Raw genomic sequence first — 14,473 nt, forward strand, 5'->3', positions numbered from 1 at the left:
GAGGGGGAGAAGGGAGAGGGGGAGAAGGGAGAGGGGGAGAAGGGAGAGGGGGAGAAGGGAGAGGGGGAGAAGGGAGAGGGGGAGAAGGGAGAGGGGGAGAGGGGGAGAGGGGGAGAAGGGAGAGGGGGAGAAGGGAGAGGGGGAGAAGGGGAGAAGGGAGAGGGGGAGAAGGGAGAGGGGGAGAGGGGGAGAAGGGAGAGGGGGAGAGGGGGAGAAATATGGTTTTTAAGTATTTGCATCAATATCTCATAATATAACTGATTAAACGGACTTTATATTACTCATTACTCCTTACTTCAAAACTCATTACTTATTACTCATTACTCATTACTTATTACTCATTACTCATTACTCAACCACAACCAGTAACTTTGGGTAAAGATGCAAGATCTGAGGTAAGGCCATTAAAAAAACTCAGCTAGATAAATGTTCAGCAATAAAATTAGTATAAACATTTCCTGAGATAAAAGCGGGGGTTTGTAGTATTTTTTGATGGAAGCCGATGGTAGTAGGCACTCCAGTAATAGCACATTCTCTCAAAGCTCTTTGCATCCTGTTAATAGCAGCTTGGCGATTGGGTGCCCAAACTATCAATTTACCAATCAAAGAATCATAATAGGGGGAAATTTCGTAATCTGTATAGACGTGAGAATCCATCCGCACCCCTGGGCCTCCTGGAGGCAGATAAGCGCTAATTCTGCCAGGATTAGGACGAAAATCATGATCAGGGTCTTCGGCATTAATGCGGCATTCAATGGCGTGTCCACGAAGATTTACTTCCTTTTGAGTGAGGCTTAATTTTTCTCCTTGGGCAATACGAATTTGTTCAGCGATTAAGTCTATACCCGTAATCATTTCTGTTACAGGGTGTTCTACTTGGATACGAGTATTCATTTCCATAAAGTAGAAATTTCCTGACTTATCTACTAAAAATTCTACTGTCCCCGCGCCCACATAATTAATTGACTTAGCGGCCATTACTGCGGCATCTCCCATTTTCTGTCTTAATTGAGGGTTTAAAAAGGCACTAGGGGCCTCTTCTAGTAGTTTCTGGTGGCGTCTTTGGATTGAACAGTCTCTTTCTCCTAGATGAATTACATTACCATAGCTATCGGCTAATATTTGAAATTCTATATGTCGGGGACATTCAATAAATTTTTCTATATAAACACCAGAGTTACCAAAGGCTGCTTCAGCTTCCCCTTGGGCGGCTTGAAACATACGTACTAGGTCATTTTCGCTACGTACTAGACGCATACCTCTACCTCCACCCCCTGCTGTAGCTTTAATAATTACTGGATAGCCAATTTTCCGAGCAGTTTTTAGGGCTTGTTGTTCGTCTGCTAGTAATCCTTGGCTACCAGGAACTGTGGGTACTCCTGCTTTTGCCATGGTTTTTTTGGCAGTGGATTTGTCTCCCATTGCCCTAATCGCTTCTGGAGTAGGACCAATAAAAATTAGTTGATGATCTGCGCAAATTTCAGCAAAACGAGGGTTTTCTGCTAAAAATCCGTATCCTGGATGAATAGCCGTGGCATTTCTGGTTAAAGCTGCGGCAATAATATTGGGAATATTTAAATAACTTTTGCTAGAAATAGGTGGTCCAATACAAACACTTTCGGCGGCTAGTTGTACGTGAAGAGCATGGCAATCTATGGTGGAATGCACTGCTACAGTGGGAATTCCCATTTCTTCACAACTATGGATAATTCGCAGGGCGATTTCGCCGCGATTAGCAATTAAAATTTTATCAAACTGCATTTATTGTTTTAATCATCTAGATAACTGATTGTTGGGGCCGATTTTTTCAGTTTTAGCGATCGCCCACTTTTACTCCTGATTCATTAGCACAAAAGTACTAAAGCAAAATTTAAGTTTGGGAGTGCGAATGAAGTAGCTGATGAGATATCAGAAGAATCTTGAGAAAAAAACTTTAATTACACGAGTCGTTAAAATTATCACTCCTGTGAGCTCTTTTCTTCCCTGATCCACATCTAGCCTCTTCATTCGCATTATATTATGTTTACCTAACCACAATAACTTTATTTTAGCTATTGTCCTAGGCTAACTCACTTCCTTGATAACCATGTTCTTGGTTTGTCTAGCTCATGTCTAGGCTTAGTCGTATACTTTACCACGTCCCCAGCTTTCACGAACTCTAGGTTGAACCAAAATATATCCCGATACTGCCGCTAGATCATCTTCGTTGTAATTTCTCATCTCACTGTAGATATCACTTCTTTCAGTATTGGGGTGGAAAAGGGTAATTTCTTCTTCTCCATCATAGGTCATTGGGTACTTTAAGTAATCCACTAGAGCAACTATATTATCTCTAGGAGGATAAGCACCTTCTAAATCACTTGCCTTCAAGGTTACGTTTGGGTTAGTTTTGGTTCTTCCTCCCAAGTGGCATTGAGAACAAGAATCGTAAAATATTCTTTTTCCCTGTTCTAATTCTTGAAGACTGAGAACTACTTGTTCTCCTTCTGGATTTAGTTTCACTGTACGAATTTCTTCACTTAATTCTATTGCCTGGGCTGAGTTAGGCAATTGACATACGAAAAATACTACAGCAGCAATCACCCAAATAAGTCGCTTTTTCATATTCCTCCTCAAATAGCAGTTTTTTGATCTTCACAGATCTTCAGATTAATAGACCTGAATTATCAATAGCATAATTTGGGCTAAATTAGTTGAAAATAGTTTAATAACTTCATAAATGCCTGATTTTTACATTTATGCTTATTCTCATTCTCTTAACATTTATTTACATTTTTTGGCGTTCCCTAACAACTAGTTATCTCAATTGTGATTTTGATTAAAAATATCTGAACTCATATCAAAGCACCAGTACTTATGTACTAAATTAACCTCAGAAAAAGTTCATTTCTCTTTCGCCGAAGATTTTGCTTTGGTCTGAGTGAAGAAAGAAAACGTGTAGGCCGAAAAACTATAGTAATGATAGATAAGCTGTATAAAGTAATAAATATTTGTCCCCAAAAACACAGACGTATAATGAGGTTAATGATATCGATTTGTAGAGAAATGATAGTTTGTTTTTTCAAATCAGATAAAGAAGATGAAATTAATTTTTCTAGATAAAAATTATTTATCCCTTCAGCTATTTTTTCGATAAAACTACTAGATTTATGATTATTTGGGGATTTATTGTGACTGTCGGCTGTGTTTTCTGCTTCTAAAGACTCCTGAGGTTGATTTTGAGGAGAATAAGATTCTTGCTGTGATTGTTGAGCTACTAATAATTCAATTAGTTTTTTTTGCAATGTTTTAAGTTTTCTTCTTCCGGCTTTGAGAAAATTACTAAGTAATTGAATTAAGCCAATTAAGAATAAAGCGAAAATCATGATAATTATCACTATAACAATACGTATGCCGGGATAATCAGCATTAAAACTATGACCCCACAAAGCATTACTAAAACTAATCTCAATAGTTTTTTGCCAACTACTTGCTAATTCTTCTACAGATTTAACATTAGCTTTAGCATCTATTTCCGTGACAGTAACTATATCTTCTTGGGAAATACCTAACTTAGGTTGAGCTGGTAAAAAGACAACAGTTTGCTGATTTTTAGTCCCTACTTCTACTTGAGGAGTTAGAAGATGTAGTGGTTTATTAACGTTAAATATTGACCAAAATCTCCAATCCTTATATATTTTTAAAGCAGATAAAGATTGAGAGTCAATTATGGCTTTTAATTGTTCTTGAAAGTTTTTTTGTATTAATTTAGCTCTAGATTCTACTTCTATTCTACTTATATTTTGAGAATTTATCTCTGTTTCTCTAGCCACGATTAATTCTCCTGATGAGTTGCCATAACCAAATAAGTGGACTTCACTACACCAATGTCTGCCGCAAGGGAAACTTCGGTTTAAATCCCACCAGGGAGAGTTTTTCGTTTCTAAGTTAGAAGAAGTAGATGGTAGAGGAAATTGGGCCAGAGTGGTTTGATTAAACCCAATAATTAGGCTAAAAGTAATTAAACTTAGTAATATCCAACGAGGTAGTTTATTGTTCATCTTTTGTACACCGCAATTAATAATTCTTGTTGCTACAAAGGAGAAACGATTTTTTCTTGTTTGAGTTCTCCGTATTTTGTGTGGACAATGGGTTGAGCAATATCTATAATTCGATTATTCTGGGTAAGATCATTTCCCTTCATATTACTAGTAAAATAATATTACTTTACTAATCTTAACTAATATTAACGTGATTGACGAAGAGTTACAAACCTGACGGGGTGACTCAGACCAAAGCATCTTTACCTAATGTTACACGTGGATGAATAATGAGTAATGAGTAATGAGTTTTTTTAAGTATTTATACTTACTTTTTTGGCGATCGCCTGAGGGGCACAAATCCTTTTAACCACTAGAGAAAGTTTAATTGTAAGTTCTCGATTGGTATTAGGTGCTCACTGGCCCACTGATGTGATACTTGGAGTAGTGATAGGATTAATCTGGCTAACCACTGTCATTATCGCCTTAAAACAGGCAGAAGCAATTAAATAACTGCTTCTGCTTAACCTAATTAGAACTTAATTAGTTAGACGCAATACCGCCATGAAGGCTTCTTGAGGTACATCTACAGTACCAATTGATTTCATACGTTTTTTACCCTTAGCTTGTTTTTGGAGTAATTTTTTCTTACGACTAATATCACCACCGTAACACTTGGCTAAAACATCTTTACGGAGTGCCGGTATATGTTCACTAGCGATAATCCTTGAACCAATTGCCGCTTGAATAGGAATTTTAAATTGATGACGAGGAATTAACTCTTTGAGTTTTTCCGTCAAGGCGCGACCAACATTGTAAGCCTTATCTTGATGGACAATCATAGCTAAAGAGTCTACACTATCACCGTTAACCATGATATCTAGCTTAACTAAGGCGTTGGGGCGATAACCAATTAGTTGATACTCCATACTAGCATAACCACGAGAGCGGGATTTTAACTGGTCAAAAAAGTCAGTAATTACTTCTGCTAGGGGTAACTCGTAAATCAGATTAGTACGTGTAGGCGTAAAGTATCTCATATCTTTAAAGATACCCCGTCTAGTTTGACACAACTCCATCAGAGAACCCACATAGGTTTCTGCGGTAATAATCTCTAACTGAATATAGGGTTCTTCAATTTTTTCTCTTTTTTGAGGAGGAGGTAGTTGACTTGGGTTATCTATTTCTAATACCTCACCCTCTGAGGTGGTAACGCGATAAACAACTGATGGCGCTGTGGTAATTAAATCCAGGTCATACTCTCTCTCAAGCCTTTCTTGGACTATCTCCATGTGTAACAATCCCAGAAAGCCGCAACGGAAGCCAAAACCCATCGCTGAAGATGTTTCTGGTTCGTAATTTAAGGCCGCGTCATTGAGTTTTAGTTTTTCTAAAGCATCTCGAAAGTCTTCGTATTGGTCAGAATCTGTGGGGAAGAGACCACAAAAGACCATAGGTTTAGCTTCCGTATAACCTGGTAAAGGTTTTGCTGCTGGTTCTTTAACTAAGGTTATTGTATCTCCTACCCGGGCATCTTCTACCATTTTAATTGAAGCTGAGAAATAACCCACTTCCCCCGCGTGTAACTCTTCTACTGGGATTTGATGGGGTGATAGTACTCCAAGCTCATCAATTTGGTATTCTTTTTTAGAAGCCATTAGGCGTACAGTATCGCCTTTTTTCACCCTACCATCCATAACTCTAAAATAGACAATTACACCGCGATAGGGGTCATAGTAACTATCAAAAATTAGTGCCCTCAGGGGTTCTTCGATTGTATCTTTTGGAGGTGGTACTAGATGTACAATTGACTCTAGTATTTCTTTAACCCCAATACCTGCTTTAGCAGATGCTTTAATTATGTTACTACAATCGAGTCCTAATATTTCTTCTATTTCCTGAGTAACTCTTTCTGGTTCGGCGCTGGGTAAATCTATTTTATTTAAAACTGGAATTATTTCTAAATCATTTTCTAAGGCTAAATACACATTAGCCATAGTTTGGGCTTCTACTCCTTGGGAAGCATCTACTACTAGTAAAGCACCTTCACAGGCGGCCAGGGAGCGAGAAACCTCATAGGAGAAGTCTACGTGACCTGGTGTGTCGATAAGATTAAGTACATAGTCTTCTCCATTCGTATCTTTATAATTCATGCGTGCTGCTTGCAGCTTAATTGTTATTCCCCTTTCTCTTTCTAAATCCATATTGTCTAGAAATTGGGCCTTCATCTGGCGCTGCTCTACTGTTTCCGTAATTTGTAACATACGGTCAGCAAGAGTTGACTTGCCGTGGTCAATATGGGCAATAATAGAGAAGTTACGAATACGCGATACTGGGGTGTTAGTCATATTGATTTACAACGCACAACATTTCTTAATTTAGTCTAACACTATTGTTAAATTTAGGTGTGAATTTGCTCATAAAAAAAAGCGCTTAGATGTCTCAGGGGTCTCTAGACTCTAAGCGTTTTAACTCAAATAGCTCCTCGTATATCCTAATATCTAGGATCTTATTCCTCGGTGGAGTTAGAATCGTGGCAGTTTTATAAGTGTTACTACCTAGGGGTTCTAATTTAATGAATCTTTTCTAAAATCCAGGTAATGGCGGAGGCAACGTCTGTTGCTATATGATCAGGAGTAACGGGATGCTGATATTTATTTTCTATTACTCTTTCTCCATAACCAGTTTTCACAAGGATACTTTTAGCGCCAACATTGTGACCTAAATCTATATCGGTTGCTTTATCACCGATGACAAAGCTTTTTTTTAAATCTAAATCGTGATGCCAAGCGGCATTGACTAGCATCCCTGTGTTTGGCTTACGCCAACTACTCCAAGCGGCATATTCTTGATTAACCCCTCCACTATTCGGACTTAGATAGGGACAATAGTAATAGGCATCAAGTTTGGCTTCACCTTCTAACCACAAAAGCTGGCGCAAACGCTCGTTTAATGCTTCAACATGATTAATGCTGTAGTAATTACGAGCAGGGCCTGACTGATTAGAAATTAGACAACAAAAAATTTGTTTCTGATTGAGTTGATGTATAGCAGTGGCAGCACCTGGAATTAAGGTTAAATCGTCACAGGAATAGAGATAGCCTTTTTCAACATTGAGCACACCATCTCTATCAAAAAATACCCCAGGTCTAGACATTCCGAATCTGTCCTAGTATATTTTCGGGAACAATATCAGAGATTTCCTGTGTTGGTGATTCTACTGCCACAACATATTCATTGTCTGGTGGTATCAACTTACTTGCTTGAGTTGGACCAAACAAAGCTACTGTTTTAGTTTTCAAGGCTATAGCTATGTGCATAGGGGCACTATCTGTACATATTAGTAGACGTGCGCTTTTAATTATTGCTGCTAATTTCCCTACATCTGTTGGTTTTGTTACCTTGAGATTGCTACAGCTTTGCTGCATTTTCTGAACCCATTCACTATCTTCAGGTCCTTCTAATAATACTATTGGTGTATCTGGCTGTTTATTTTGGATATCTGTAACAATGATTTGCCATTTTGATACTGGATAAATTTTATCTATTCCTTTTTTCTGGGCTAGTTGACTGGAACCACCATGAATCACAATATAATTATCTGTTTGTATATCGAGTCGTTGTTTTTCGGCTTCTGCCCAATCAAAATCTTTGGGGGGTATATCTATACTTAATTCAGGACAGGGTTTATTAATACCCAATCCTTGGAGCAAGTCATGGTACATATAAGCCGCATACTGTTCTTGTTTCAAAGGCACAGAATGAGAGAGAAAACGAGAGTTGGGACTTTGATAACCAATTCTTTGAGGAATACCATTTAACCAGAGTAAAAAGCCTACGGTCCAACGTTGTCCCAAAGTTAAGGCTAAATCGTATTCGCGATCGCGTATAATCCCCAGAAGATTGAGATAATCAGCTAAGCTATTACGGTCTTTATAGTCAAATATTAAGACTTCATGAACATCTCGACAAAGACGATAGGCGCTTTTAGAACGAGGTTCAACAATTACATCAATTAAAGCTTGGGGATATTGGGTCTTGAGATCTTTGAGAGTGGGGAAAAACAGGATTTGGTCGCCAATCCCCCCTGGAATAAGATTAAGTATTCTCATCTTCGTATATTATCAACCTTATTGATTACTATGAGCTCAATTTTATAGCAATTTTTACCTCTGTGGAAAATGATAGACTAATATTTTACTGAGAGCAAAGCACGAGTACTCTTGTACTAATTTAGCTGTCATCTATCGCCCAGACGCGGTCAGAAAAATTCATCGCTTAGATCTCAATGATGAACGTCGTCATGATCATTTTATACAAAGATCCCGAAGATTGTGGCAAAAAGGAGGATGGCATCCTCCAAAAGAAGATCTTTCTCTCTAGTGCGATCGCACTAGAAAATGATAGAGTAATGATCAAAATATTTTCACAGGTAGAGTATGTATTTATTAATTCCTGCCGCAGGTTCAGGGCGACGTATGGGCAGCGATCGCAATAAACTACTATTACAACTTAAAGATAAACCAATTTTAGCTTGGACTCTCTTGGCCGCTCAATCTGCTTCTAGTATTGATTGGATTGGTATTATCGGTCAAGATTATGATTTTGGAGAATTTAAAAATATTCTTACTCAGTTTGGTATTACTAAACCAGTAGAGTTAATTTTGGGAGGAGATACGCGCCAGGCTTCTGTATATAATGGTCTACAAAATCTCCCTCCCGATGCTAAAAGAGTATTAATTCATGATGGAGCCCGTTGTCTAGTGACTCCAGAACTATTTAATAATTGTGCCTCAGCTTTATACACCTGCCAAGGTTTAATTGCCGCGATTCCTGTTAAAGATACCATCAAAGTTGTCAATCAACAAAAATTTATCGAGGCTACTCCTGATAGGCGTCAATTGTGGGCCGCACAAACTCCCCAAGGATTTGATGTAGAATTACTGAAAAAATGTCACCAACAAGGCTATGAGAAGGGGTGGGAAGTTACCGATGATGCTGCTTTGTTGGAAAGGTGTAAAATTCCCGTCAAAATTGTTCCTGGGGAAGAAACTAATCTCAAAGTTACTACCCCTGTAGACTTGGCGATCGCCAATTTCATTCTTTCTCAACGTTTATAAAATGTTTATAAATTACAATTTTTCCTGTACACTCACACCATCTCTTTTGATGATGTAAGCAGGCACTCCCACTACTACACAATTAGCTGGTACATCTTTGACTACTACCGCATTAGCACCTACTGTAACATTGTTTCCTATACTAATGTTTCCTAGTACTTTAGCTCCAGCGGTAATTCTCACATTGTCTCCTATTTGGGGACGCCCGGTTTTATCTTTATAACCAATAGTCACTTGTTGATTAATCCAACAATTAGCACCTAAATCCGCCATAACTATAGTACTAAAACCATGTTGAATAAATAAGCCAGGGCCAATTTTACAAGATAAATCTAGAAAAAAATAGGGACATGGTTGATAAACTATTTTGAGCAGATACATAAGTAATTTACTGCTCAAATTGCCTTGATTGAGACGATGATAGTATATATTTCTAAACTCTTTAGCCTCTGCCAACAAAGATAGCAATTGTACTGACAGAGAACGATTCGGCCATGATAAACATTCTACCCATCTCTTAACATCAGCAGTAATCAAATCTTGCTGATTAGTGAAGTAAAATAAAAGTAACAAAGGAGAATGTACTATGATTTTGAGAATAAATAGTAATTTTCTGAGGCTTTTTTTCAAAGGAACACTTTTTTATTTATTATACTTACGCCAATTATAGCAATGAGCGTTGTAGTGTTAACAATATTTATATTTACAGATCCCCCCTTCCCCCCTTAAATCAGATCTTCCACCTTTAGCAAAAGCTACTGGTTGGGGTTGAGTAATGAGTAAGGAGTAAGGAGTAATGAGTAAGAGAATTGATGTTAAACCTCTAGGAGACAAAGATTATAGAGAATTAACCATAAAGAACATTTTTCCTAAAAAATTAGTACATAAGTTCTGGTGGAAGATATGAGCTTAACAAAGGGGGGCTTTTCATGATAACTGTAAACATCTATTTGCGAGCTTGCTATATATAGCAGTCATAGGGACTGCTATACTTGAAAATTTATTAAGAAAAAAAAGTAGACATTCAAATAATTACTTTCGATGTCTACTTTTTCTTTCCAAGTTTAGTTATAAGTATTAGACGACGTCTCTACCATCTCTAAAGAAACTCACAGTGAAGTCAGAAGCTGAAATAACAGGGGCTCCGCTTAATGTAGCAAATTGACCACCATCACCAAATCCAGGATCGCTACCATTTTCATTGTAGAATAATGCTCCAGAAGAATAAACTATCAGTTCATTTTCAATGTCTGGTGTGCTAGAAGTAATAAATTCTGTGTTGATATTATTTTTAGTTATCAACGTAAAAGTCTTACTCAGCAAAGCAATTGTATCAATGCCGGGCTCAAAGTCAGTGATTGTATCATTTCCTATATCAGCTTGAACGAAGGGGGGGTTAATTCCTCTAGACCCTGATATTAAAAAGACATCATCGTCAGGGCCACCAACTAAGGTATCATTTCCTTGTTCACCAGCTAGTGTGTCACGGTTTTGGTTGGCTATAAGGAGGTCATCTTGTTCGCCTCCCAATAAAAGATCAGAGCCTGTTTGAGCGCGAATGGTATCAGAGCCACTGCCACCTGCTATGGTGTCATTCCCGTCTGCTCCCAATATTGAATCGTTACCTTGGGCACCTCTTAGATCATCATCTCCCAATCCACCTCTAATTGTATCATTACCTGATTCTCCATTAATGGTGTCATTGTCGTTTACACCGTCTAGGTTATCGTCTCCTATTCCTCCTAAAATTAAATCATTACCATTGTTCCCTTGTATGGTATCTTGACCAAACGATCCATTTAATGTATCGTTACCGCCATTTCCAACCAGACTATCGTTTCCATCTCTTCCGATAATCAAATTGTCGCTCGCATTACCTACGATTGTGTCATTAACAAAATCGCTACCTATTAGTGTGCCGCCAGGAAGTGTTTCCTCTTCTACTAGAATATCTGTATTTGCTAAACTAGTAACTCCAGTAAGAGTTACTAGTTCACCACCATCACCAAAACCTGGGTCGGTTAAATTCTCATTGTAGTACAAAATTGAGCTAGATGTATTTAAAACTATTGCTGTAGGAGCTGATTCAGCATCACCTAGATTACTTACCAGGGTGAAACTACTAGCATCTAATACTCCAGGGGTGTCATTGTCGGTAACATTTAATAAAACACTTTGGGAAATTACCAACTTATCTTGTTCAACAGAATCAAAATCAGTGATTGTATCGGCGTTGAAGTTGGGGTCTATAGTGTGAAAAGTATCAGTAGTGCCTGGGAAAAAAACCGCAATTTTATCGAACAGGAAAAAATTATCTGACCCACTGCCACCAGTAATTGTATCTACACCTCTACTAGGGAATAAATCATCGTTATCGGCGCCTCCATCTAAAACGTCATCTCCTCCTCCTCCAAAAAGGGTGTCATTTCCTTGGTCACCAAAAATAGTATCTGAATCGCTGCTTCCGTTTAGCTCATCATCGCCAAAACCCCCCTCTAGAGTGTCGTTGCCAAAACCGGCCAACAGTTGATCATTGTCATCTCCACCTAGTAATGAATCATTCCCGTCGTTACCGATGAGAGTATCTAATCCACTACCACCAGACAAAGTATCTGAACCGTCTTGTCCATAAAGTTTATCATTTCCGTCTAATCCAGAAAGTGAATCGTTATCTTGAAGACCATATATAATATCATCTTCAAGATTATTACCTGATATGGTATCAGGACCAAAGGTGCCGAATGTTACTGCCATGTTGTTTTATCCTTACTTGTGTAAAATTATTTAACCCATGTACAATAATAACAAATTCAGAAACCATATATAGCAATTCTCATACTGGTGAGGTACAGAGGTTATCCTTTTGAGGCTCCGAGAGGCTCCGAGAGTTAGGTACAACCTCATGAGTCCGAAAAATGCTATAAAAATTTTTAGCTAGGGAAAAATACACTTTTTAAGACTCTTTTAAACTCTAATCAAATTGACATAAAAGTAAATATTATTCAGGGGAAATGCTAAACACCAGATGTCTACCATCGGCATCAGGGCTGTTTCGTTCTTGACAAAGAAAATGGTGAGGAGGAGCACCGGAGCACGGGGGCACCGGAGCAGGGAGAGGGGATTTTTTACTAATAATAAATCTCGGATTTATTTTTCTTTTAAAAAACATAGTAAAAAGCCTACTGTTTAAACGTTACATTTTGAAATAAAAAAATGAATGAAACAGCCCTGCTATCGGCATCAGGGCTGTTTCGTTCTTGACAAAGAAAATGGTGAGGAGGAGCACCGGAGCACGGGAGCAGGGAGCAGGGAGAAGGGATTTTTTGCTAATAATAAATCACCTTTTTTCTAATAATAGCTAAAAAGAGCGTCAACTTTTGTGGTGTCTAGCTTCTAGCTTACGAAAAATTTTAGAACGAAACAGCCCTGGCCATCGGCATAGAGATGGTTGGCGATCGCCTCTGAAGTTTCCCTCAGTCAACAAATATATTTATGTTTTTTAGTACACATTATGCTAAAAAAAAGTTTTAAATACTTGTAAGTTAGAATTTCCATTCGTAGCACGTTAACTTTTTTAGTGGAATTATTGGCAGCTATTCCTAGCGTAGTTTATGGATTATGGGAGATTTATATTTTAATTCCTTTTCTCAAACCAATTGGCTCGTGGTTGCATAATAATTTGGGATGGATGCCTCTATTTTCCACTTCTTATTTAGGACCAGGAATGTTTCCTGCCGGGATTATTCTGGCAATTATGATTTTACCGATTATGACTACTATTGCTAGAGATTCCCTAGCTTATTTACCCGGGGAATTACGTTTAGGGTCATACGGTGTCGGTTCAACCCGTTGGCAAACAATTTTCAGTATTTTAGTTCCTGCCGCTTTTTCTGGAATTGTGGGAGGTATCATGCTGGCTTTAGGTCGTGCTTTGGGGGAAACAATGGCTGTAACCTTGGTGATTGGAAATAATAATGATTTAGATTTTTCCCTTTCTATTTTAGTCTACAACTTTGCCACTGTACCTTATCAAGCTCAGAATGAATTAGCTTGGGCTGCATCTCTAATTTTAGTGTTTTTAGTGGTTATAGCTCGTGTTGTCGCACGCTTTGCCCCTCGCAAAAGTATTTACTAACTTTTCTCTAGGAATCAATTTACTATGACTTATTCAACCAATAATTTCCAACCTGACAATCAAACAGAATCTCAAGATAGAGGCGAAACAATCCTCAACATCGAAAATCTCAGGGCTTTTATTTGTCTTTTTGCACCAAAGCTTCCCAGCTTTGGTGCTTTTTTAGGTTAATTTCCTGTAAACTCAGAAGAGAAAATGATGGTGAAATAAGACTATAATCTTTATTGGCAGTCTGTTGATTAATCATGTCTATAGAATCATTATTTTATCCTTTTATTTCGGTAATTATTCCTATTTATAATGGCGAGGCAGATATCCCTGGATTAATTGCTTCTCTTGTGGCCCAAATCTACCCCCCGCAAAAAGTAGAGTATCTTCTAGTTGATAATCGTAGTAGCGATCGCACCCCAGAACTATTACAAGCAGCTATTACTAATAATTATCCACAAATAAATCTTCGTTATCTTCAAGAAGATAAGATTCAAAGTGCCTATGCTGCTCGTAATACAGGGCTTCGGGTCTCTACAGGGGAAATTATTGCTTTCACTGATGCTGATTGCCGTCCTGATGCTAATTGGTTGGTAGAATTAGTTAAGCCTTTTACTGAAGAAAACATCGGGATTGTTGCCGGGGAAATTGCGGCTTTACCTGGTGAAACTTGGTTAGAAAAATATGCTGCTAATGTGGGTATGATGTCCCAAAAATGGTTAGTAGAACATGATTTTCTCCCCTATGGTCAAACGGCTAATTTAGCAATCAGAAAAATAGCATTTAGCCAAGTAGGTCTATTTCGTCCCTATTTAACTTCTGGTGGTGATGCTGATATTTGTTGGAGAATTCAACAACAAAGCGATTGGCAGCTTAAATTTGCTCCCAAGGCTTTAGTTTTTCATCGCCACCGTGGTAATCTTGTTGATTTCCAGAAGCAATGGCAACGTTATGGTCGTTCTAATCGTTATTTACATGAGCTATATGGTGTTTCATTAGGGCCAGAGTTTACTATTTCTCAAGGAATTTATCGGATCAGTAGATGGTTATTAAAAGAGTTGCCAATAACTACAATTAAATTACTCAAAGGGGAAAATGAGCCAATTGATTTGTTAAAAACACCAATCGGTTTAGTTGGTTTTCGGGCACGTTCTCTCGGACAAAAACAAGCCGAATTACCGGAAATAGCTAAACAAATTGATTGGTTATAA

13 protein-coding genes and 1 pseudogene are annotated in these 14,473 nt (G+C 38.1%); 6 read left to right on the plus strand and 8 right to left on the minus strand.

Features of this window, described 5'->3' with window-relative positions; translation table 11 throughout:
* Positions 1–229: hypothetical protein (locus tag MW688_RS22615; RefSeq protein WP_486738279.1), on the plus strand; the 229-nt coding region annotated here is incomplete at its 5' end.
* Between the two features lie 185 nt (positions 230–414).
* On the opposite strand, the gene accC is transcribed toward MW688_RS22615, so the two are convergent.
* From accC to MW688_RS22630, 3 genes are all read right to left on the minus strand, one after another.
* A complete protein-coding gene (accC, locus tag MW688_RS22620; protein WP_486738280.1) occupies positions 415–1,761 on the minus strand; it encodes an acetyl-CoA carboxylase biotin carboxylase subunit in 1,347 nt (448 codons plus the stop codon).
* Positions 1,762–2,118: 357 nt separating this feature from the next.
* Complete coding sequence (gene psbV, locus MW688_RS22625; protein ID WP_486738281.1) at positions 2,119–2,604, minus strand: photosystem II cytochrome c-550; 486 nt, start codon at positions 2,602–2,604, stop codon at positions 2,119–2,121.
* A gap of 257 nt (positions 2,605–2,861) precedes the next feature.
* Positions 2,862–4,040, minus strand: coding sequence for a hypothetical protein (locus MW688_RS22630; RefSeq protein WP_486738282.1), 1,179 nt, complete (start codon positions 4,038–4,040; stop codon positions 2,862–2,864).
* A gap of 366 nt (positions 4,041–4,406) precedes the next feature.
* Here MW688_RS22630 and MW688_RS22635 point away from each other — a divergent pair, with 366 nt between their 5' ends.
* Positions 4,407–4,532, plus strand: coding sequence for a phosphatase PAP2 family protein (locus tag MW688_RS22635; protein ID WP_486738314.1), 126 nt, complete (start codon positions 4,407–4,409; stop codon positions 4,530–4,532).
* Between the two features lie 26 nt (positions 4,533–4,558).
* Here MW688_RS22635 and lepA read toward each other — a convergent pair whose 3' ends face one another.
* The 3 genes from lepA to MW688_RS22650 all read right to left on the minus strand — a co-directional run bounded on the left by lepA (position 4,559) and on the right by MW688_RS22650 (position 8,131).
* A complete protein-coding gene (gene lepA / locus MW688_RS22640; RefSeq protein ID WP_486738283.1) occupies positions 4,559–6,367 on the minus strand; it encodes a translation elongation factor 4 in 1,809 nt (602 codons plus the stop codon).
* Between the two features lie 224 nt (positions 6,368–6,591).
* Positions 6,592–7,176: a D-glycero-alpha-D-manno-heptose-1,7-bisphosphate 7-phosphatase gene (locus MW688_RS22645; protein ID WP_486738284.1), complete on the minus strand. Its 585-nt coding sequence runs from the start codon at positions 7,174–7,176 to the stop codon at positions 6,592–6,594.
* Complete coding sequence (locus tag MW688_RS22650; protein ID WP_486738285.1) at positions 7,169–8,131, minus strand: glycosyltransferase family 9 protein; 963 nt, start codon at positions 8,129–8,131, stop codon at positions 7,169–7,171. Before MW688_RS22650 ends, MW688_RS22645 begins: the two co-directional genes overlap by 8 nt.
* Positions 8,132–8,458: 327 nt before the next feature.
* Here MW688_RS22650 and ispD point away from each other — a divergent pair, with 327 nt between their 5' ends.
* On the plus strand, positions 8,459–9,139 hold the full coding sequence (gene ispD, locus MW688_RS22655) for a 2-C-methyl-D-erythritol 4-phosphate cytidylyltransferase (RefSeq protein WP_486738286.1): 681 nt from the start codon (positions 8,459–8,461) through the stop codon (positions 9,137–9,139).
* A 12-nt stretch (positions 9,140–9,151) separates the two neighbouring features.
* Here ispD and MW688_RS22660 read toward each other — a convergent pair whose 3' ends face one another.
* Together MW688_RS22660 and MW688_RS22665 are read right to left on the minus strand one after the other, a co-directional pair.
* Complete coding sequence (locus MW688_RS22660; RefSeq protein ID WP_486738287.1) at positions 9,152–9,769, minus strand: serine O-acetyltransferase; 618 nt, start codon at positions 9,767–9,769, stop codon at positions 9,152–9,154.
* Between the two features lie 447 nt (positions 9,770–10,216).
* The gene (locus MW688_RS22665) at positions 10,217–11,893 is read right to left on the minus strand and encodes a calcium-binding protein (protein ID WP_486738288.1); all 1,677 of its coding nucleotides are present in this window, start codon (positions 11,891–11,893) and stop codon (positions 10,217–10,219) included.
* A gap of 808 nt (positions 11,894–12,701) precedes the next feature.
* Between MW688_RS22665 and MW688_RS22670 the strand changes: the two are divergent.
* The 3 genes and pseudogenes from MW688_RS22670 to MW688_RS22680 all read left to right on the plus strand — a co-directional run.
* A pseudogene (locus MW688_RS22670) lies at positions 12,702–13,274 on the plus strand (PstC family ABC transporter permease); the annotation flags it as partial.
* A 24-nt stretch (positions 13,275–13,298) separates the two neighbouring features.
* Entirely contained in the window at positions 13,299–13,445 is a 147-nt protein-coding gene (locus tag MW688_RS22675) for a hypothetical protein (protein ID WP_486738289.1), read from the plus strand.
* Between the two features lie 74 nt (positions 13,446–13,519).
* Positions 13,520–14,473 carry a glycosyltransferase family 2 protein gene (locus MW688_RS22680; protein ID WP_486738290.1) on the plus strand — a complete coding sequence of 318 codons (954 nt, stop codon included), beginning with the start codon at positions 13,520–13,522 and terminating at the stop codon, positions 14,471–14,473.

This window comes from Johannesbaptistia floridana (assembly GCF_057440575.1).

Coding starts and splice junctions, on each gene's coding strand:
- accC (WP_486738280.1), bottom strand. CDS start 1,761: ATGCAGTTTGATAAAATTTTAATTGCTAATCGCGGCGAAATCGCCCTG.
- psbV (WP_486738281.1), bottom strand. CDS start 2,604: ATGAAAAAGCGACTTATTTGGGTGATTGCTGCTGTAGTATTTTTCGTA.
- MW688_RS22630 (WP_486738282.1), bottom strand. CDS start 4,040: ATGAACAATAAACTACCTCGTTGGATATTACTAAGTTTAATTACTTTT.
- lepA (WP_486738283.1), bottom strand. CDS start 6,367: ATGACTAACACCCCAGTATCGCGTATTCGTAACTTCTCTATTATTGCC.
- MW688_RS22645 (WP_486738284.1), bottom strand. CDS start 7,176: ATGTCTAGACCTGGGGTATTTTTTGATAGAGATGGTGTGCTCAATGTT.
- MW688_RS22650 (WP_486738285.1), bottom strand. CDS start 8,131: ATGAGAATACTTAATCTTATTCCAGGGGGGATTGGCGACCAAATCCTG.
- ispD (WP_486738286.1), top strand. CDS start 8,459: ATGTATTTATTAATTCCTGCCGCAGGTTCAGGGCGACGTATGGGCAGC.
- MW688_RS22665 (WP_486738288.1), bottom strand. CDS start 11,893: ATGGCAGTAACATTCGGCACCTTTGGTCCTGATACCATATCAGGTAAT.
- MW688_RS22675 (WP_486738289.1), top strand. CDS start 13,299: ATGACTTATTCAACCAATAATTTCCAACCTGACAATCAAACAGAATCT.
- MW688_RS22680 (WP_486738290.1), top strand. CDS start 13,520: ATGTCTATAGAATCATTATTTTATCCTTTTATTTCGGTAATTATTCCT.